The organism is Pseudomonas sp. LJDD11 (genome assembly GCF_024584215.1).
GTDB lineage: Bacteria > Pseudomonadota > Gammaproteobacteria > Pseudomonadales > Pseudomonadaceae > Aquipseudomonas.
In genome coordinates this window covers 111,894-129,881 of record NZ_JANJFL010000009.1, presented here as the reverse complement: position 1 = coordinate 129,881, position 17,988 = coordinate 111,894, and the positions used below count along the sequence as shown (strand labels likewise).

Sequence of the window (17,988 nt, the reverse complement as noted above, 5' to 3'; positions counted from 1 at the left end):
TAAAAACAGGCAAAGCGCACGACTTTACGGGTTGTAAATGAGCATGCTTAGCCTGTTTTTAACGCAGCGATGACAACGCAGGTCGTTTTTAGCGGTGCCCGAACAGCCATCATCGGTCACACGAGCAGTAGTACCGACTCTTCCAGAGCCACTGCTCAAAGGAAAACCGGTACTCGCCTCAGGACAACGGAGCGTCGTAGATGAGTAGCAAGAACAACGATGACCTGCCGCGCCAGGCTTCTGAACACACACTGGGCCTGAACCCGGTTGTGGGCTTGCGCCGCAAGGACTTACTGACCACCGCGCGCATGGTCATGCGCCTGGCGCTCAGGCAACCGATCCACAGCCTCAAACATGTCGCACATCTGGGGCTGGAGCTTAAAAACGTCGTCATTGGCCGCTCGGGCCTGCAACCGGCCGCTGACGATCGTCGGTTTCAGGACCCGGCCTGGAGTCAGAACCCGCTGTATCGCCGCTATTTGCAGGTGTATCTGGCCTGGCGCAAAGAGCTGCATGATTGGCTCGACGGCAGCAGCCTGACCCCGCAGGACATCAGCCGCGGGCATTTCGTCATCAACCTGATGACCGAAGCCATGGCGCCGACCAATACGGCGGCCAACCCGGCAGCGGTCAAGCGTTTCTTCGAAACCGGCGGCAAGAGCCTGCTTGATGGCCTGTCGCATCTGGCCAAGGACATGGTGCATAACGGCGGCATGCCCAGCCAGGTCAACATGGACGCCTTTGAGGTCGGCAAGAACCTGGGCACCAGCGAAGGCGCAGTGGTATTTCGCAATGACGTGCTGGAACTGATCCAGTACAAGCCGGCCACCGAGCAGACCCATGAACGCCCGCTGCTGGTAATCCCGCCACAGATCAACAAGTTCTACGTCTTCGACCTGAGCCCGGAAAAAAGCCTGGCGCGCTTCTGCCTGGGCAGCAAGGTGCAGACCTTCATCATCAGCTGGCGCAACCCGACCAAGGCCCAGCGCGAGTGGGGGCTTTCGACCTATATCGAAGCGCTCAAAGAAGCCATCGACGTGGTCTCGGCAATCACCGGCAGCCCGGACGTCAACGTGCTTGGCGCCTGCTCGGGCGGCATCACCTGCACCGCGCTGCTGGGCCACTATGCAGCGCTGAACGAGCGCAAGATCAACGCCATGACCTTGATGGTCAGCGTGCTCGACACCACCCTGGAGAACGAAGTGGCGCTGTTCGTCGACGAGCAGACCCTGGAAGCGGCCAAGCGCCACTCGTATCAGTCCGGGGTACTGGAAGGCCGCGACATGGCCAAGGTCTTCGCCTGGATGCGCCCCAATGACCTGATCTGGAACTACTGGGTCAACAACTACCTGCTGGGCAACGAGCCACCGGCCTTCGACATCCTGTTCTGGAACAACGACACCACGCGGCTGCCTGCGGCGTTCCATGGCGACCTGATCGAGATGTTCAAGAACAACCCGTTCACCCGCCCCAATGCACTGGAAGTGTGCGGCACGGCAATCGACCTCAAGCAGGTGACCAACGACATCTTCTGCCTGGCAGGCACCAACGACCACATCACCCCATGGCAGGCGTGCTACCGCTCGGCGCGGCTGTTTGGCGGCAAGACCGAGTTCGTGCTGTCGAGCAGCGGCCATATCCAGAGCATTCTCAACCCGCCGGGCAACCCCAAGGCCCGCTACATGACCAACGAAGAACTGCCGCTCGACCCGATCGCCTGGCAGGAAAACGGCACCAAGCACACCGATTCGTGGTGGCTGCACTGGCAGAGCTGGTTGACCGAGCGCTCCGGCGAGCTGAAAAAGTCACCCGCCAGCCTGGGCAACAAGGCTTATCCGGCCGCAGAAGCCTCACCGGGCACTTATGTTCACGAGCGCTAGACTTGGTAAAGGCAAGACTACCGGAACCAGGGATCCTGGCCGGTAGCTGCCATTGCGCAATAAATGATCAGTCGCACGCCAGAGGCCACGCCTCGGTCGGTCTGGGAAAGGCGCAGGACATCTTTCCAGATGTATTAACCAACAGGGCTCCGGCATGCCGCAACCGTTTGTATTTCGCTCCATCGACCTGGACGGCCACACCATCCGGACGGCCGTCAGATCCGGCAAGAGCCATATGGCTCCGCTGCTGATCTTCAATGGCATCGGGGCCAACCTGGAACTGGTGTTTCCGTTTGTCGAAGCGCTGGACCCGGACATGGAGGTGATTGCCTTCGATGTGCCGGGGGTCGGCGGCTCTTCGACGCCCAACCGCCCGTACCGCTTTCCAGGCTTGGCGAAGCTGGCGGCGCGCATGCTCGACTACCTTGATTACGGCCAGGTCAACGTCATCGGCGTGTCCTGGGGCGGCGCGCTGGCCCAGCAGTTTGCCCACGACTACCCCGAACGCTGCAAAAAGCTGGTGCTGGCAGCCACAGCAGCCGGCATGGCGATGGTGCCAGGCAAGCCGCGGGTGCTGATGCTGATGGCCAGCCCACGCCGCTACATCCAGCCATCCCACGTGATCCGCATTGCCCCGGAAATCTACGGCGGCGCGTTTCGCCGTGACCCGCATCTGGCGGCCAATCATGCAGCCAAGGTCCGTTCGTCAGGCAAGTTGGGTTACTACTGGCAACTGTTCGCCGGCATGGGCTGGACCAGCATCCATTGGCTGCACAAGATCCGTCAGCCGACCCTGGTGCTCGCTGGCGATGATGACCCGCTGATCCCACTGATAAATATGCGCCTGTTGGCCTGGCGGATACCCAATGCCCAGCTACACATAATTGATGACGGTCATTTGTTCCTGATCACCCGGGCCGAAGCCGTAGCGCCCATCATCATGAGTTTTCTGCAGCAGGAACGTCAGCGTGCGGTCATGCACCCGCATCCCACACCCAATGCGCATTGAACCTGGCCTGCAGACGCCCTGCACGATCAAGGGCGGCCCTGAAAACGCAAGCAAGGCCGTCAGCGCAGCAGGCGCCGGCCAGCAGTTGGTTTTAGAACTGCCCTCATTGCTGATCCGTTGTACCCGCGCGACCTGACAGGACCGTCGAACCGCGCAGAACGGCGCAGCCCTGCCTGCGCCCTGACATTCATTGATGGCTTGACGAAGGAGTGTTGCCCTCATGCGAGAAAAACCAGCGAAGAGCGCCGAGACCACCCCGGCGACCTTCATCAACGCACAAAGCGCGATCATGGGCATGCGCGGTCGGGACCTGATGTCCACCCTGCGCAGTGTCGCCGCCCAAGGCTGGCGCCACCCATTTCGCACCGCCCGGCATGCCCTGGCGCTGGGCAATCAGCTCGGCCGGGTCTTGCTGGGTGAAACGCCGCACCAGCTCAACCCGCGTGACAGCCGCTTCGCTGATCCGACCTGGAGCCTCAACCCGCTGTACCGGCGCGGCTTGCAGGCTTACCTGAGCTGGCAGCATCAGGTCAGACACTGGATCGACGAAAGCGACCTGACCGGCGACGACCGCGCCAGGGCGCATTTCATGTTCAGCCTGATCAACGACGCGCTGTCGCCGTCCAATACGCTGCTCAACCCGTTGGCGATCAAAGAGCTGTTCAACTCCGGTGGCAACAGCCTGGTCAAGGGCCTGAGCCATATGGCCAACGACCTGCTGCACAACAACGGCCTGCCCAGCCAGACCACCAAGGACGCCTTCGAAATCGGCCGCACCCTGGCCACCACGGCAGGCTCGGTGGTCTATCGTAATGAGCTGCTGGAGCTGATCCAGTACAAGCCGATGAGCGAAAAGCAATACACCCGGCCGCTGCTCATCGTGCCGCCGCAAATCAACAAGTTCTATGTCTTCGACCTGAGCCCGACCAACAGCTTTGTGCAGTACGCCCTCAAGAACGGCCTGCAAACCTTCGTCATCAGTTGGCGCAATCCTGATGTGCGCCATCGTGAATGGGGGCTGTCCAGCTATGTCGAGGCCGCCGAACAGGCGATGAATGTCTGCCGCGCCATCACCGGTGCCCGTGAGGTCAATCTGGTCGGTGCCTGCGCCGGTGGTCTGACCATCGCCGCGCTACAGGGTCATTTGCAGGCCAAGCGCCAGATGCGGCGGGTCGCCAGCGCCACTTATATGGTCAGCCTGCTCGACAGCCAGATCGAAAGCCCGGCCACCCTGTTTATCGACGAAGAAACCCTCGAAGCGGCCAAGCGGCGCTCTTATCAGCGCGGCGTGCTTGAGGGCAGCGAGATCAACCGGGTGTTCGCCTGGATGCGCCCCAATGACCTGATCTGGCATTACTGGATCAATAACTACCTGTTGGGCAAGGCTCCGCCACCGTTCGACATCCTCTACTGGAACAACGACACCACCCGACTGCCCGCCGCCCTGCACGGCGACCTGCTGGATTTTTTCAAACACAATCCGCTCAATCATCCCGGCGGGCTGGAGGTCTGCGGCACGCCCATCGACCTGCAGAAGGTCACGGTAGACAGCTTCAGCGTGGCAGGCATCAACGATCACATCACGCCTTGGGACTCGGTCTATCGCTCGACCCTGCTGCTCGGCGGCGAGCGGCGCTTCGTACTGTCCAGCAGCGGTCATGTGCAGAGCATTCTCAACCCGCCGGGCAATCCGAAATCCAGCTTCGTCGAAAGTGGCGAACTCACCAGCGACCCGCGTGCCTGGTATTACGACGCCAGACAGCAGGATGGCAGTTGGTGGCCGACCTGGCTGGCCTGGATCCAGGAACGCGCAGGCACCCAGCGTGAAACCCGTATGACGCTGGGCAACGAGAACTACCCGCCGATGGAAGCTGCACCGGGAACCTACGTCCGTGTGCGCTGAACACTACCTCGCCCAAACCTTCAAGAAGACCGGATGAAAACCCGCGACCGAATCCTCGAATGTGCTCTGGAGCTGTTCAACCAACAAGGCGAACCCAATGTCTCGACGCTGGAAATCGCCAATGAGCTGGGGATCAGCCCTGGCAATCTGTATTACCACTTTCATGGCAAGGAGCCGCTGGTGCTTGGCCTGTTCGAGCGATTCCAGGGCGAACTTGCCCCGCTGCTCGATCCGCCCGCCGAGGCAAGGCTGGGCGCCGAAGACTACTGGCTGTTTCTGCACCTGATCGTTGAGCGTCTGGCGCATTACCGTTTTCTGTTCCAGGACCTGTCCAACCTGGCAGGCCGGCTGCCCAAGCTGGGGCGTGGTATCCGCCATCTGCTCAACGCACTCAAACGCACCCTGGCATCGTTGCTGGCCCGTCTAAAGTCAGAGGGGCAGTTGGTCAGCGAAACCCAGGCACTGGGTAACCTGGTGGAGCAGATCACCCTGACCCTGCTGTTTTCACTGGATTACCAACGCATTCTCGGACGCGACGGCGAAGTCCGGGTCGTGGTCTACCAGATCATGATGCTGGTCGCGCCGCACCTGGTACCGGTATCACGACAAAGCGTCGAACAACTGGCACTGCATTATCTGGAGCGCTGAGCCAGGCATGCCCGATCTGTCACGGCAAATCGGGCCATGGCCGTAATGCCGCACCGTCAAGGCAGGACAAGCAAGGCAGATAGGTTTCACTGCCTTGCCGCTACCCTGTGGGAGCGAGCAAGCTCGCTCCCACAAATCTCGCCAGCCTTAACTGATCAGCACAAGGCCGTGATCGTCAGGAAGACGGATTGGCCGGTGCCGGGGCGCTGGACGCCGCAGCCCCCGAAGCCTGAGGCGCTGCTGCGCCACCGGAGCCGCTCTCTGGTTGCGCGGCAGGTTTGTCAGCGGCCTTGGCTGCCGGCTTGCGTGCGGCCGGTTTTTTCGCTGCCGCAGGCTTCTTGGCTGCCGCAGGCTTGGCAGCTGACGGTTTCTTGTCAGCCGGCTTATCCGCTGACTCGGCAACCGACCTGGCTTTGCTGGCGGTGCTCGAAGCGGCTTTGCTGGCCGCCTCGACCGGCTTGGCCGCGGCCTTTTTCACCGCGGGTTTAGCGGCAGTGGCCTTGCTGGCGACCTTGTCTGCCGCCTTGGCTACAGTGCTGGCCGCCGCCTTGACCAATGGCTTGGCCGTGCTACGCGGGGCAGGCTTGGCGGCAGAGATCGCCTTGACCTTGTCACCGGTCAGTTGCTCAATCTGGCGGGTCAGCTGATCGACCTTGTCGTGCAAGGTCTGCACCTCCAACCGGCTCGGTACGCCCAGGCGTGAAATGGCACTGTTGAGGCGCTTGTCGAATGCACCCTCCAGTTCACTCCACTTGCCCAGCGCCAGGTCCTTCACATCCCCGACACGGGATTTTCCGGCCCTGACCCCGCTTTTAACCTCTTCAAGCTTCTTGTCGGCGTCGACCTTGCTCTCTTGCTCGGCCTTCTCGCCATCTTTGACCAATGTTTCGAAAAGCTTACTGCCGTCATTGCTGACCTTGGAGTAAGCCCCCAAACCAGCCAGCCAGATCTGGCGTGAGTACTTCTCGATCTCGCCGATCCAGGAGCTGCTTTGTTTCTCGGTTTTTTTCTTGCCAGCCATCCCGCTCTCCTTCAGTGATCCGACTCGATACGCTCCAGCTGTTTAGGCTCATGGCGCTCAAGCTTTTTGGGCCCGACACGTTCCAGCAATGCCGTCAGTTCATCGAGCTTAGCAGACAGTGTCTCGACGTCATGCCGGGAGGGGATGCCGATACGATTCAGGCCTCTGGCGACGCGACGATCGAACGCACTTTCGATCTTGTCCAGTTGCGCCTCGACGCGGCCTTTGACGCCAGAAACCTCGCCTTTGAGCGAATCGATCTCGCTGTTGGCGGCGTCGATTTTCTCGTCGACCACCTTCTTGGCGTCCTTTTCGGCACGCTCACCGGTGCGGATCAGCTCCTTGACGTACTCGGAGCCTTCCTGGTTGGCCTTGGTATAGGCCCCCAGGCCCGCCAGCCAGATCTTGCGGGCGTAGCGCCGCACTTCGGCAAGCGTGCTGTCCTGCTCGGTTTCGATTTCGACTTTCTTTTTCAGAGTGGCCTTGACCATGGTTCACCTCACGCTCGAATGGTTGAAGAGAACATCCTTCGCAAATATGAGGTTCAAGGTAGGCAGAAAAATTAGAAAGCACACCCTAGAAGCCGCCACAAGCAGGTAGGAGCAGCTTTAGCTGCGAAGCCTTCGCTGCTAAAGCTGCTCCTACGGGCTGTTCTCAAGCGGCGAGTTCGCGGTCGAGGATGCGCTCGATCTCGCTCTGGATCGCGCCGCTCATCGGCGACAGGAAAAAGCTCAGCTCGATGACAATGCGCACCAGTTCTTCACCGACGTCGAGGCGGCCTTTGGCACCCTTGCCATGCAGGGCCACGCTGTCGCCATCCCATTTGTGCTCCAGGCCGTACTTGCTGCTGATTTTTTGCACCAGGTGCTCGGCCTTGGTGCGGGCCTGTTCCAGGCCCAGGGCGTGGGAGCGTTCGACAAGAATCTTCGACATACCAATGTTCCTTGTTTGCGGGGCCAGTTGTCGCGCCACTATAGCAGCGCAGCATGTCGGCCATGCGCCCCGTCAAGACAAAGTCAGTCGTGATGATTAGAATGGAGCGCATTCTATTCCGGTGACAGCGATATGACCGATCAGCGCAAAGACAGCGATGCCGAACCCACCACCCATTTCGGCTACCAGAACGTGCCGCAAAGCCAGAAGGCTGAAAAAGTCGCTGAGGTTTTCCACTCGGTGGCCGCCAAGTACGACCTGATGAACGACCTGCTGTCCGGCGGCATGCACAGGCTGTGGAAGCGCTTCACCATCGAGCTGTCCGGTGTGCGTCCGGGCAACCGGGTGCTGGATATCGCCGGCGGTACCGGCGATCTGGCGCGCAAGTTCTCGCAGCTGGTCGGCCCCACCGGTCAGGTGGTGCTGGCCGACATCAATGCCTCGATGCTCAAGGTAGGCCGTGATCGCCTGCTGGACAAAGGCGTGTCGGGCAATATCGAGTTCGTCCAGGCTGACGCCGAGAAGCTGCCGTTTCCGGATAATCACTTCGATTGCGTGACCATTGCCTTCGGCCTGCGCAACGTGACCCGCAAGGAAGATGCACTGCGTTCAATGCTGCGCGTGCTCAAACCTGGCGGTCGTCTGTTGGTCCTGGAGTTCTCCAAACCGACCAACAAGCTGATGTCCAAGGCCTACGACGCCTATTCCTTCGCGTTCATGCCGGTGATGGGCAAGCTGGTGACCAATGATTCGGAAAGCTACCGCTATCTGGCCGAGTCGATCCGCATGCACCCCGATCAGGAAACCCTCAAGTCGATGATGGTCGACGCCGGTTTCGACCGCGTGACCTATCACAACATGACTTCCGGGGTCGTTGCCCTGCACCGGGGCATCAAGCCCTGATGCTGCTGCGAGGCTTGCTGGCCAGTGCCGAACACGGCATCAACCGGGTGCTGCGCATGGACAGCACCGCGTTGCCACGCCTGGGTGCGCTGAGCGGCACGGTGATTGCCGTGGACTGCCGCGACCCGGCGCTGCAACTGTTCATTCTGCCAAGCGACCAAGGTTTGCTGCTGGCCTCGCAATGGGCGGCGCCCGCCGACTGCACCTTGCGCGCCCCGGCCGCGAGCCTGTTGCACCTGGCCTTGAGCCAGGACAAGAGCGCCGTGCTGCATGGCCCGAATGTCGAGCTTGATGGCGACAGCGGCATCCTGCTGGAGCTGGCCGGCATTCTTCAGGACCTGGAACTGGACTGGGAGTACGAGCTGTCACGCTGGCTCGGACCGGTCGCCAGCCAGGTACTGGGCAGCCAGCTGCGCAGCCGCGCCCGCTGGACCCGCAGTAGCCTGGCAAGCCTGGGCCAGAATCTGGCCGATTACCTGAGTGAAGAATCACGTACCCTGGTCGGCAAGCATGAAGCCGAAGCGCACTTCAATGAACTGGACCGGATCAAGCTTGATCTGGAACGTCTTGAAGTACGGGTAGCCCGTCTCTCTCAATCATTGACCCCCAGCGATAGCGATAACGCATGAAGTTGCTTGCCGTCCGCCGCCTGTTGCGCATCCAGCGTGTCGTAATCCGCTACCGCCTCGATGACCTGTTGTTTGGCCTGCCGCTGCCCTGGTGGCTGCTGGCAGTACGCTTCGTCCTGCCATGGCGCTGGTTGCCGCGCAAACCCTCGCCCTTGAGCCGGGGCGAACGTCTGCGCCTTGCCCTGCAGGATCTCGGGCCGATTTTCATCAAGTTCGGCCAGCTGCTCTCGACCCGCCGCGACCTGCTGCCCGAAGACATTGCCGACGAACTGATGCTGCTTCAGGACCGGGTCCCGCCGTTCGACCCGAAGCTGTCGGTCCAGCTCATCGAAGAGCAACTCGGCGCGCGGATCAGCGAAGTGTTCAGCCGCTTCGATGTCGAACCGCTGGCCTCGGCCTCGGTCGCCCAGGTGCATGCTGCACGCCTGAAAAGTGGCGAAGAAGTGGTGGTCAAGGTCGTGCGCCCGGGCCTGAAGCCGGTCATCACCCAAGACATGGCCTGGCTGTTCCTGCTCGCCCGTGTTGCCGAACGGGTATCGGCCGACGCGCGCCTGCTGCACCCGGTGCAAGTGGTCAACGATTACGAAAAAACCATTTACGACGAACTCGACCTGCTACGCGAAGCGGCCAACGCCAGTCAGTTGCGGCGCAACTTCGAAGGCTCGCAACTGCTTTATGTGCCGCAGGTGTACTGGGACTGGTGCCGCCCGAAAGTACTGGTGATGGAGCGCATCTACGGCATTCAGGTCACCGACCTGGCGACCCTGGCCGATCAGCGCACCGACATGAAGATGCTCGCCGAACGCGGCGTGGAGATCTTCTTCACTCAGGTATTCCGCGACAGTTTCTTCCATGCCGACATGCATCCCGGCAATATCTTCGTCAGCACCGTCACCCCCTGGAGCCCGCAATACATCGCCATCGACTGCGGCATCGTCGGCAGCCTGACCCCGGAAGACCAGGACTATCTGGCGCGCAACCTGTTCGCCTTCTTCAAGCGCGACTATCGCCGCGTCGCACAACTGCACATCGATTCAGGCTGGGTACCGGCAGAGACCAAACTCAATGAATTCGAGGCCGCGATCCGTACCGTTTGCGAACCGATCTTCGAAAAACCGCTCAAGGACATCTCGTTCGGTCAGGTGCTGATGCGTCTGTTCCAGACCGCACGGCGCTTCAACATGGAAGTGCAGCCGCAACTGGTGCTGCTGCAGAAAACCCTGTTGAACATCGAAGGCCTGGGTCGCCAGCTGTACCCGGACCTGGACCTGTGGAGCACTGCCCAGCCGTTCCTTGAGCGCTGGATGCGCGAGCGGGTCAGCCCCAAAACCCTGTTGGGCAACCTGCAATCGCAGGTCGAGCAGTTGCCACACATCGCCGGCATGACCCGCGACCTGCTGGAGCGCCTGTCCAGGCCGCATGCCAACGATCCACCGCCACCGGGCCGTGAGCGCGGCGACAGCCGTGCCCTGCGCCTGCTCGGCGCGGCACTGCTGACCGGCGGTGCGATCCAGAGTTGGGCGCTGACCGCCGCGGGGACTGCGCTGCCGGGGCTGACCGGCATACCGGCAGGCATCATGCTGGCCGCAGGACTGTATCTGATCGTTCGTCGATAGCCAGCAGCGCGTGGCGCTGGCACACTGTTCAATCCGCCGGGCAGCGACCCCCGGCAGCGGAGAAGTTATGAAAGACTGGCTGGACGAGATTCACTGGAACAGCGACGGTCTGGTGCCTGCAATCGCTCAGGACCACAAGACCGGTCGGGTATTGATGATGGCCTGGATGAACCGCGAATCGCTGGCGCTGACGGCCGCCGAAAACCGTGCCATATACTGGTCACGTTCGCGTGGCAAACTGTGGCGCAAGGGCGAGGAATCGGGCCATGTGCAGAAGTTGCACGAGCTGCGTCTGGACTGCGATGCCGACGTCATTATCCTGATGGTCGAGCAACTGGGCGGCATTGCCTGCCACACTGGCCGGCAAAGCTGCTTCTACCGCGTGTTCGAAAACGGCAACTGGAAGACCGTCGATCCGGTCCTCAAGGACCCGGACGCCATCTACCACTCAGGACACTGAACATGACCGACACCCTGGCCCGTCTGGCCGAAGTACTGGAGTCGCGCAAAGGCGCGGCTGCTGACAGCTCCTATGTCGCCAGCCTGTATCACAAGGGTCTGAACAAGATCCTGGAGAAAGTCGGCGAAGAGTCGGTCGAAACCATCATCGCTGCCAAGGACGCCGCTGTCAGCGGTGACTGCAGCGATGTCATTTATGAAACCGCCGATCTGTGGTTCCACAGCATGGTCATGCTGGCGGCCCTGGGTCAGCATCCGCAGGCCGTGCTCGACGAACTGGATCGCCGTTTCGGGCTGTCCGGCCACGCGGAAAAAGCTGCGCGCACGCAAGGTTAAGGCCTGGGCGCACGCCTGAAACTTCAAGAGGATTGCTGTAATGGGTATTTTTGACTGGAAACACTGGCTCGTCATTCTGATCGTCGTCGTCCTGGTGTTCGGCACCAAGAAGCTGAAAAACCTCGGCACTGACGTCGGCGAATCGATCAAGGGCTTTCGCAAAGCCATGAACGACGACGAAAAACAGGCTGCACCCGATGCAACGGCTCAGCCGCAGCAGTCTCAGGCCGCGCCACAACCGGCTCAGCCGACCCAGCCGCACACCATTGATGCCCAGGCCCAAAGGGTTCCAGAGCCGCAGCGCAAGGACCAGGTCTGATTCATGTTCGGTATCAGCTTTTCCGAACTGCTGCTGGTCGGCCTGGTTGCCCTGCTGGTGCTCGGCCCCGAGCGTCTGCCAGGTGCCGCACGCACCGCCGGCCTATGGATCGGGCGCCTGCGGCGCAGCTTCAACGCCATCAAGCAGGAAGTGGAGCGCGAGATCGGTGCCGACGAAATCCGTCGACAACTGCATAACGAGCACATCCTGTCGCTGGAAGAAGAGGCCCGCAAGATCTTCTCGCCATTGCAGGAAGAGGTTCTGAACCGTGATGCCTCGGCCGCCGAACCGGACCCGCAGCCCATCGAGCTGCAACCTGAACCACAACCGCAGCCGGCCGTGGCCAACACCCCGGAAAAGCCGCGTCTGAGCCTGGAAAAACAGCCAAAACCGCTGGTCACTGCCGTGCCCGTCGCCCAACCGGCCAGCCCTTCTGATTCGTCATTGCCGCCGCGAGCCCCATGAGCGCTGAAATCCCGGAAAACGACCAGCCGATGCCGCTGGTCTCGCACCTGACCGAACTGCGGACCCGCCTGCTGCGTTGCGTGGCGGCCGTGTTTCTGGTGTTCGCCTGCCTGTTCTATTTCGCCCAGAAGATCTACACCCTGGTTTCGGCCCCGCTGCGCGCCTACTTGCCCGAAGGCGCGACGATGATTGCCACTGATGTGGCCTCGCCGTTCCTGACGCCGTTCAAGCTGACCATGATGGTTGCCCTGTTCGCCTCGATGCCGATCATCCTGCATCAGGTGTGGGGCTTCATTGCGCCGGGCCTGTACAAGCATGAAAAGCGCATTGCGGTTCCGCTGCTGGTTTCCAGCATTATCCTGTTCTATGCCGGCATGGCGTTCGCCTACTTCCTGGTGTTCCCGCTGATTTTCCACTTCTTCGCCAGCGTGACACCTGAAGGCGTGTCGATGATGACTGACATCGCCAGTTATCTGGATTTTGTCATGACCCTGTTCTTCGCCTTCGGCGTGGCCTTCGAGATTCCGGTGGCCGTAGTGCTGCTGGTGTGGATTGGCGTGGTCGATGTGGCGTACCTGAAGAAGATTCGCCCGTACGTGATCATCGGCTGCTTCGTGGTCGGCATGATCCTGACCCCACCGGACATCTTCTCCCAGACCTTGCTGGCCGTGCCGATGTGGCTGCTGTTCGAGCTCGGCGTGCTGTGCAGCGGCATGATCAGCAAGCGCGGCGAACACCCTGAGGATCCCAAGCCCGATCAGCCGCCAGCACCGCTGTCGTGAACCTGCTGTTGCTTGAGGAGGCCGACTTTATCGCGGCCGACCGGGTGATCCTGCGTGATCGCCGCCTGCGGCATATGCAGGAGGTGCAGCGCGTCGAGGTCGGCGACACCCTGCGGGTCGGCCGCATTGACGGCCTGCTGGGCCAGGCCGAGGTGCTGCGCCTGGAGCCGCGTGAAGCCGAGCTGCAGGTGAGCCTGCACAGCGCACCACCGGCCAAGCTGCCGTTGACCCTGATACTGGCCGTGCCACGACCGAAAATGCTCCGTCGGGTGTTCCAGACCATGGCCACCATGGGTGTGCCACGGCTGATTCTGGTCAACAGCTACCGGGTAGAGAAGAGTTTCTGGCAGACACCGTTCCTGCAACCGGCGAGCATCCGCGAGAATCTGATTCTCGGCCTGGAACAGGCCCGCGACAGCGTTCTGCCTGAGGTGTTGATCGAAAAGCGCTTCAAGCCGTTTGTCGAAGACCGCCTGCCCGCGATTGCGCAAGACACCCTGGGCCTGACCGGTCACCCCGGTGACTTCCCCGCCTGCCCGCGGGCTGTGAGCGGGCCGGTCACACTGGCTATAGGCCCCGAAGGCGGCTGGATTCCTTACGAAGTCGAACTGCTGGGCAAGGCCGGCCTGCAACCGGTGCAACTGGGCGAGCGCATCCTGCGCGTCGAGACCGCCGTGACGGCATTGCTGGCGCGTCTGTTTTAAGACGCTGCCAACTGTCATTTTGCTGACTGAACGCTTCAGTTTTAACAACACAGGCCGATGCAGTAGGACGTTTCGCGTTGATACATCCTACAAGGAGCCGCCATGCCTCGCTGGTTTACTGAAAGTCTCGCTAACGCCAGTGTTCGCCTGAAGCTGACTATAGGGTTTAGTCTGGTTGTATTGATGGCACTGGCAATCAGCAGCGTCGGCTGGAGCAGCATCCAGTCCCTGATCGCCCGCAGCGATCGGGTTGCCGCAATCAATGACGTCAACCAGCAGACCCTCGAACTGCGCATTCTGCGTCAGCAGTATGAAGCCAGGGTCAGCCCTGAAGCGGCGAAAAATGTCATCGATGCTCTGGACCGACTCGATGCAGGATTGCTGGCCGCCAAGAGCATGATCAGAACGCCAGAAAATCACCGCCGCCTGGAGACCCAGATCAAGGCCGCCAGTGATTATCGCCAAGCGTTCACAGACATGAGCCGTGCCATTACGACCCGTGAAGGTACGCGTAGTTTGATGGGCGACAGTGCCGATAAAGCCGTGGCCGAAATTGGCAAACTCGAAGCCGAGCTACTCAAGGGCAACGATATTCTGGCCTTCAACAATATCGTCGGGGTCAGCAAACTGCTGCAGCAGGCGCGTTTCCAAGTACGTGGTTATACCTATAGCGGACGGGCCGAATTCGAAAAGAACGCCAACGCGGCCATTGATGAGGCCATGGTCGGTATCAATAGCCTGGCTGGCGACATTCCTGCATCGTTCCTGCCCACCCTGCAAGCGGCACAGGAAGGCCTCAAAGGCTACCGCGCCGCTGTCGGTCAGTACCGCGATGCACATGGCGCAGCCAACGCAGCGCTTGAGCGGATGACGCCACTGGGCGAGACGCTGGTCAAAACCAGTGATGAACTGATTCAGAACCAGAAAGCCAACCGCGATGCGGAAAGTCAAAAGGCGCTGGTGACGATCAGCCTGGCAACTCTGGTGGCGGTGCTGCTCAGCATTCTGGCCGCCTGGATCATCACCCGGCAAATCACCAAACCACTTGAGGACACTCTCAAGGTGGTCGAGCGTGTCGCCTCCGGCGATCTGAGCCATGACCTGAAAATCGATCGTGGCGACGAACTCGGCAAACTGCAAGCCAGTATCCAGCGCATGACCCTCAACCTGCGTGATCTGGTCGGCGGTATCCGTGACGGTGTGACCCAGATTGCCAGCGCCGCCGAAGAGCTGTCCGCAGTGACCGAGCAGACCAGCGCCGGGGTCAACAGCCAGAAGGTCGAAACCGACCAGGTGGCAACGGCCATGCACGAGATGACCGCGACGGTACAGGAAGTGGCACGCAACGCCGAAGAAGCCTCCGAAGCGGCCAAGGCCGCCGACCTGCAGGCACGCGAAGGCGACAAGGTGGTCAACGAGGCGATTCAACAAATCGAACGCCTGGCCTCGGCCATGGGCAACTCGACTCAGGCGATGAGTGACCTCAAGCAGGAAAGCGACAAGATCGGCAGCGTGCTGGACGTGATCAAGTCGGTGGCCGAACAAACCAACCTGCTGGCCCTCAACGCCGCCATTGAAGCGGCGCGGGCGGGCGAGGCCGGGCGCGGCTTTGCCGTGGTGGCCGATGAGGTGCGCAGCCTGGCGCAACGCACCCAGAAGTCCACCGAAGAAATTGAAGCGCTGATTGCCAGCCTGCAAAACGGTACTGCGCAGGTGTCGAGCATCATCGACAGCGGTCTGAGCCTGACCGGCAGCAGCGTGGAGCTGACCCGCCGCGCAGGGGTTTCGCTGGAAAGCATCACCCGTACGGTCTCGGCCATCCAGTCGATGAACCAGCAGATCGCCGCCGCCGCAGAACAGCAGAGCGCCACCGCCGATGAGATCAATCGCAGCGTGATCAACGTCAGCGATATTTCCCAGCAGACCTCGGCCGCCAGCGAAGAAACCGCCGCTTCCAGCGTCGAACTGGCCCGTCTGGGCAACCATCTGCAGACTCTGGTCAGCCGCTTTATCGTCTGACGTGCCCCGTATCACAAGCGCGGCAGGCCGCGCTTGTGATAACTGCATCACCCTCTGCAACCGTTCAGAAATGTCCTACGACCGGTTCAGGTCGACTCTCCCCGACTCCTGCCGATGCGCTCATGACGCACTCAATAGCGCAGGAGCTTCCCGATGTTTGCATTGATCAACCGCACGCTCGACAACCTGAGCGTCAGAGTCAAACTCACCCTGGGTTTCGGCCTGGTCCTGGCCTTGACCCTGGCCATCACCCTCACCGGCTGGCATGGCCTGGACAACATGATCGAACGGTCCGAGGCGATCTCGTCCATCGGCCAGCTCAGCAACCTGACCAAGGACCTGCGTGCCGAGCGGATCATCTTCCGTGAAGAAAGCACCCCACAGAGCGCCGCTCGCGTTGAGAACCGCCTCAACGAACTGGAAAGCCATCTGGGCGTGCTGCGCAAGGAGGTCGAAAGCCCGCAGAGTCTTGACCTGCTGACGGCACAAAGCCGGATCATCGCCAGCCTGGAGAAGACCTTCGCCGAACTGAGCCTGCAACGTCAGATGCGCGACCAGACCAGCCAGAAGCTGGTGCAGCAGTCGGCGCAGGCCGTCACCGCTGTTGGCCAGGTGGAAACCGAGGTGCTCAAGTCACTGAGCCAGGAACAGGACAACGCCGAGCGTCTGGAGGAGTTCACCAACCTGGCGCAGCTCAAGCAGCAGATCCAGCTGGCCCGCTTTCAGGTCCAGGCCTACACCTTCAGCGCCAAACAGGAAGATGAACACGCCGCCGTAATGGCCATCGACGAAGCGCTCAAGGAGGTCCAGGAGATTGCCCGCGAGCAAGCCGACGACAATCTGCAAGCGCTCAAGCCAGCTGCAGAAGCGCTGCAACAGTACAAGGAACAATTGGGGCGTTTTCGCGATGCGCAGGCGGGGGTCGAGCAAAGTCAGGAGGCCATGGAAAGCCTCGGCGACCAGATGCTCGAATCGGTGGCCGAGCTCATCAGCCAGCAAGGCGCACAGCGCGATGATCAGGCCAGCCGCTCGCGCACCGCTCTTACCGGGGTCGCCGTGCTGGCAATGGGTATGGGATTGCTGGCAGCCTGGGTGATGACCCGGCAGATCATCGTGCCGTTGCGCCAGACCCTGGCGGCCGCCGGGCGTATCGCCCAGGGTGACCTGAGCCGCAATCTGATCGTTGAGCGCAATGATGAGCTGGGCCAGTTGCAACGCAGCATGCAAGACATGACCGAGAACCTGCGCGGGCTGCTCAGCGGCATCGGCGATGGCGTCAACCAACTGTCCAGCGCCGCCGAGCAACTGTCGGCAGTCACTGAGCAGACCAGCGCCGGGGTCAACAGCCAGAAGACCGAAACCGACCAGGTCGCTACCGCCATCAACCAGATGGCCGCCACCGTACTGGAAGTGGCCAGCAGCGCCCAACAGGCCTCGAACGCGGCGGTTCAGGCTGACCAGCAAGCCCGCGATGGCGATCGGGTGGTGGGCGAAGCCATCGGCCAGATAGAGCAGCTGTCCCAGGAAATGCTCAACTCCACCCAGGCAATGAATCGCCTGCGCCAGGAGAGTGACAAGATTGCTGGCGTTCTGGATGTGATCAAGTCGGTGTCACAGCAGACCAACCTGCTCGCCCTCAACGCCGCTATCGAGGCCGCTCGTGCCGGCGAAGCAGGACGCGGGTTTGCTGTGGTGGCCGACGAAGTTCGAAGCCTGGCGCAACGCACCCAACAGTCCACCGAAGAAATCGAAGAGTTGATCGCCGCCCTGCAAAGCGGCACGCAGCAGGTGGTCAGCACCCTGGACAACAGCCGCAGCCTGACCGAGCAAAGCGTCGAACTGAGCCGCCGGGCGGGCGCTGCGCTTGAGCAAATCACCCGCACCGTCACCGGCATCCAGGACATGAACCGCCAGATCGCCACCGCCAGTGAGCAGCAGAGTGCAGTGGCCGAACAGATCAACCGCAGCGTGGTTAATGTGCGCGAGATCTCGGAGCAGACCGCCACGGCCAGCGAACAGACGGCCTCCTCGAGCATTGAACTGGCGCGGCTGGGCACCCGGCTCAAGGAACTGGTGAGCCGTTTCAAGGTTTGATTATGCGAGGCTGGCCGGCAGGCGACTGACGTCCTTATCAAACAAGATCACAAACCATTGATCGGGAAGGGATACCCGGTAGGAGCGGCCGAACGACGATCCGCTTTAGCCGCAATACTGTTCAGATAAGCACTGCGGACCCAGTGGGAGGGGGCTCTGCCCGCGAAGAAGCCGGTAAAGTCACAGCATCTGCTGCGACTTTGCCGCCGTCTTCGCGACCAAGGTCGCTCCCACCCAATCCTGATCTGAAATACAGTGGGAACGAGCT

General features: G+C 61.2%; 18 protein-coding genes and 1 pseudogene. 16 read left to right on the top strand and 3 right to left on the bottom strand.

Annotated elements, in window-relative coordinates; translation table 11 throughout:
- Positions 1 to 200: 200 nt before the first annotated feature.
- The 4 genes from phaC (NRB16_RS13070) to NRB16_RS13055 all read left to right on the top strand — a co-directional run bounded on the left by phaC (NRB16_RS13070) (position 201) and on the right by NRB16_RS13055 (position 5,440).
- Positions 201 to 1,880, top strand: a complete 1,680-nt coding sequence (phaC, locus tag NRB16_RS13070) for a class II poly(R)-hydroxyalkanoic acid synthase (protein WP_045486482.1) — start codon at positions 201 to 203, stop codon at positions 1,878 to 1,880.
- A 154-nt stretch (positions 1,881 to 2,034) separates the two neighbouring features.
- Positions 2,035 to 2,889 (top strand): poly(3-hydroxyalkanoate) depolymerase, encoded by an 855-nt coding sequence (gene phaZ, locus NRB16_RS13065; protein WP_045486479.1) that lies wholly within the window; start codon positions 2,035 to 2,037, stop codon positions 2,887 to 2,889.
- A 220-nt stretch (positions 2,890 to 3,109) separates the two neighbouring features.
- Positions 3,110 to 4,792, top strand: a complete 1,683-nt coding sequence (gene phaC, locus NRB16_RS13060; protein WP_253140267.1) for a class II poly(R)-hydroxyalkanoic acid synthase — start codon at positions 3,110 to 3,112, stop codon at positions 4,790 to 4,792.
- Positions 4,793 to 4,825: 33 nt separating this feature from the next.
- Positions 4,826 to 5,440, top strand: a complete 615-nt coding sequence (locus tag NRB16_RS13055) for a TetR/AcrR family transcriptional regulator (protein ID WP_045486475.1) — start codon at positions 4,826 to 4,828, stop codon at positions 5,438 to 5,440.
- A gap of 175 nt (positions 5,441 to 5,615) precedes the next feature.
- On the opposite strand, the gene NRB16_RS13050 is transcribed toward NRB16_RS13055, so the two are convergent.
- From NRB16_RS13050 to NRB16_RS13040, 3 genes are all read right to left on the bottom strand, one after another.
- Positions 5,616 to 6,461, bottom strand: coding sequence for a phasin family protein (locus NRB16_RS13050; protein ID WP_257106285.1), 846 nt, complete (start codon positions 6,459 to 6,461; stop codon positions 5,616 to 5,618).
- Positions 6,462 to 6,472: 11 nt separating this feature from the next.
- Positions 6,473 to 6,952, bottom strand: a complete 480-nt coding sequence (locus tag NRB16_RS13045; RefSeq protein WP_253112212.1) for a phasin family protein — start codon at positions 6,950 to 6,952, stop codon at positions 6,473 to 6,475.
- A gap of 163 nt (positions 6,953 to 7,115) precedes the next feature.
- Complete coding sequence (locus NRB16_RS13040) at positions 7,116 to 7,394, bottom strand: polyhydroxyalkanoic acid system family protein (RefSeq protein WP_045486468.1); 279 nt, start codon at positions 7,392 to 7,394, stop codon at positions 7,116 to 7,118.
- Between the two features lie 132 nt (positions 7,395 to 7,526).
- On the opposite strand from NRB16_RS13040, the gene ubiE reads away from it, so the two are divergent.
- The 12 genes and pseudogenes from ubiE (at position 7,527) to NRB16_RS29690 (ending at position 17,720) form a co-directional block, all read left to right on the top strand.
- The gene (gene ubiE / locus NRB16_RS13035; RefSeq protein ID WP_045486465.1) at positions 7,527 to 8,297 is read left to right on the top strand and encodes a bifunctional demethylmenaquinone methyltransferase/2-methoxy-6-polyprenyl-1,4-benzoquinol methylase UbiE; all 771 of its coding nucleotides are present in this window, start codon (positions 7,527 to 7,529) and stop codon (positions 8,295 to 8,297) included.
- Positions 8,297 to 8,926 (top strand): SCP2 domain-containing protein, encoded by a 630-nt coding sequence (locus tag NRB16_RS13030; protein WP_257106284.1) that lies wholly within the window; start codon positions 8,297 to 8,299, stop codon positions 8,924 to 8,926. The genes ubiE and NRB16_RS13030 overlap by 1 nt, the downstream gene beginning before the upstream one ends.
- On the top strand, positions 8,923 to 10,542 hold the full coding sequence (gene ubiB / locus NRB16_RS13025) for a ubiquinone biosynthesis regulatory protein kinase UbiB (RefSeq protein ID WP_045486459.1): 1,620 nt from the start codon (positions 8,923 to 8,925) through the stop codon (positions 10,540 to 10,542). The genes NRB16_RS13030 and ubiB overlap by 4 nt, the downstream gene beginning before the upstream one ends.
- Before the next feature lie 67 nt (positions 10,543 to 10,609).
- Complete coding sequence (gene hisI / locus NRB16_RS13020; RefSeq protein ID WP_257106283.1) at positions 10,610 to 11,002, top strand: phosphoribosyl-AMP cyclohydrolase; 393 nt, start codon at positions 10,610 to 10,612, stop codon at positions 11,000 to 11,002.
- 2 nt (positions 11,003 to 11,004) lie between these two features.
- Positions 11,005 to 11,337, top strand: a complete 333-nt coding sequence (locus NRB16_RS13015) for a phosphoribosyl-ATP diphosphatase (protein WP_045486453.1) — start codon at positions 11,005 to 11,007, stop codon at positions 11,335 to 11,337.
- 40 nt (positions 11,338 to 11,377) lie between these two features.
- Entirely contained in the window at positions 11,378 to 11,656 is a 279-nt protein-coding gene (locus NRB16_RS13010; protein WP_045486450.1) for a twin-arginine translocase TatA/TatE family subunit, read from the top strand.
- Between the two features lie 3 nt (positions 11,657 to 11,659).
- The gene (gene tatB / locus NRB16_RS13005; RefSeq protein ID WP_257106282.1) at positions 11,660 to 12,121 is read left to right on the top strand and encodes a Sec-independent protein translocase protein TatB; all 462 of its coding nucleotides are present in this window, start codon (positions 11,660 to 11,662) and stop codon (positions 12,119 to 12,121) included.
- Complete coding sequence (tatC, locus tag NRB16_RS13000) at positions 12,118 to 12,903, top strand: twin-arginine translocase subunit TatC (protein WP_045486444.1); 786 nt, start codon at positions 12,118 to 12,120, stop codon at positions 12,901 to 12,903. The genes tatB and tatC overlap by 4 nt, the downstream gene beginning before the upstream one ends.
- Positions 12,900 to 13,607 carry a 16S rRNA (uracil(1498)-N(3))-methyltransferase gene (locus tag NRB16_RS12995; protein WP_257106281.1) on the top strand — a complete coding sequence of 236 codons (708 nt, stop codon included), beginning with the start codon at positions 12,900 to 12,902 and terminating at the stop codon, positions 13,605 to 13,607. Before tatC ends, NRB16_RS12995 begins: the two co-directional genes overlap by 4 nt.
- A gap of 183 nt (positions 13,608 to 13,790) precedes the next feature.
- On the top strand, positions 13,791 to 15,626 hold the full coding sequence (locus tag NRB16_RS12990; protein ID WP_373568465.1) for a methyl-accepting chemotaxis protein: 1,836 nt from the start codon (positions 13,791 to 13,793) through the stop codon (positions 15,624 to 15,626).
- Between the two features lie 153 nt (positions 15,627 to 15,779).
- Positions 15,780 to 16,862 (top strand): annotated as a pseudogene (locus NRB16_RS29695) (methyl-accepting chemotaxis protein); the annotation flags it as partial.
- Entirely contained in the window at positions 16,848 to 17,720 is an 873-nt protein-coding gene (locus NRB16_RS29690) for a methyl-accepting chemotaxis protein (protein WP_373568464.1), read from the top strand. The pseudogene NRB16_RS29695 and the gene NRB16_RS29690, both read left to right, overlap by 15 nt.
- Positions 17,721 to 17,988: the final 268 nt, after the last annotated feature.

Bases quoted from the DNA above. Each gene is read 5' to 3' on its own strand.
- hisI (WP_257106283.1), top strand. From the start codon at position 10,610: ATGAAAGACTGGCTGGACGAGATTCACTGGAACAGCGACGGTCTGGTG.
- NRB16_RS13015 (WP_045486453.1), top strand. From the start codon at position 11,005: ATGACCGACACCCTGGCCCGTCTGGCCGAAGTACTGGAGTCGCGCAAA.
- phaZ (WP_045486479.1), top strand. From the start codon at position 2,035: ATGCCGCAACCGTTTGTATTTCGCTCCATCGACCTGGACGGCCACACC.
- NRB16_RS13045 (WP_253112212.1), bottom strand. From the start codon at position 6,952: ATGGTCAAGGCCACTCTGAAAAAGAAAGTCGAAATCGAAACCGAGCAG.
- phaC (WP_045486482.1), top strand. From the start codon at position 201: ATGAGTAGCAAGAACAACGATGACCTGCCGCGCCAGGCTTCTGAACAC.
- NRB16_RS12990 (WP_373568465.1), top strand. From the start codon at position 13,791: ATGGCACTGGCAATCAGCAGCGTCGGCTGGAGCAGCATCCAGTCCCTG.
- NRB16_RS13055 (WP_045486475.1), top strand. From the start codon at position 4,826: ATGAAAACCCGCGACCGAATCCTCGAATGTGCTCTGGAGCTGTTCAAC.
- phaC (WP_253140267.1), top strand. From the start codon at position 3,110: ATGCGAGAAAAACCAGCGAAGAGCGCCGAGACCACCCCGGCGACCTTC.
- tatC (WP_045486444.1), top strand. From the start codon at position 12,118: ATGAGCGCTGAAATCCCGGAAAACGACCAGCCGATGCCGCTGGTCTCG.
- NRB16_RS13010 (WP_045486450.1), top strand. From the start codon at position 11,378: ATGGGTATTTTTGACTGGAAACACTGGCTCGTCATTCTGATCGTCGTC.
- tatB (WP_257106282.1), top strand. From the start codon at position 11,660: ATGTTCGGTATCAGCTTTTCCGAACTGCTGCTGGTCGGCCTGGTTGCC.
- ubiB (WP_045486459.1), top strand. From the start codon at position 8,923: ATGAAGTTGCTTGCCGTCCGCCGCCTGTTGCGCATCCAGCGTGTCGTA.
- NRB16_RS29690 (WP_373568464.1), top strand. From the start codon at position 16,848: ATGCAAGACATGACCGAGAACCTGCGCGGGCTGCTCAGCGGCATCGGC.
- NRB16_RS13050 (WP_257106285.1), bottom strand. From the start codon at position 6,461: ATGGCTGGCAAGAAAAAAACCGAGAAACAAAGCAGCTCCTGGATCGGC.
- ubiE (WP_045486465.1), top strand. From the start codon at position 7,527: ATGACCGATCAGCGCAAAGACAGCGATGCCGAACCCACCACCCATTTC.
- NRB16_RS13040 (WP_045486468.1), bottom strand. From the start codon at position 7,394: ATGTCGAAGATTCTTGTCGAACGCTCCCACGCCCTGGGCCTGGAACAG.
- NRB16_RS13030 (WP_257106284.1), top strand. From the start codon at position 8,297: ATGCTGCTGCGAGGCTTGCTGGCCAGTGCCGAACACGGCATCAACCGG.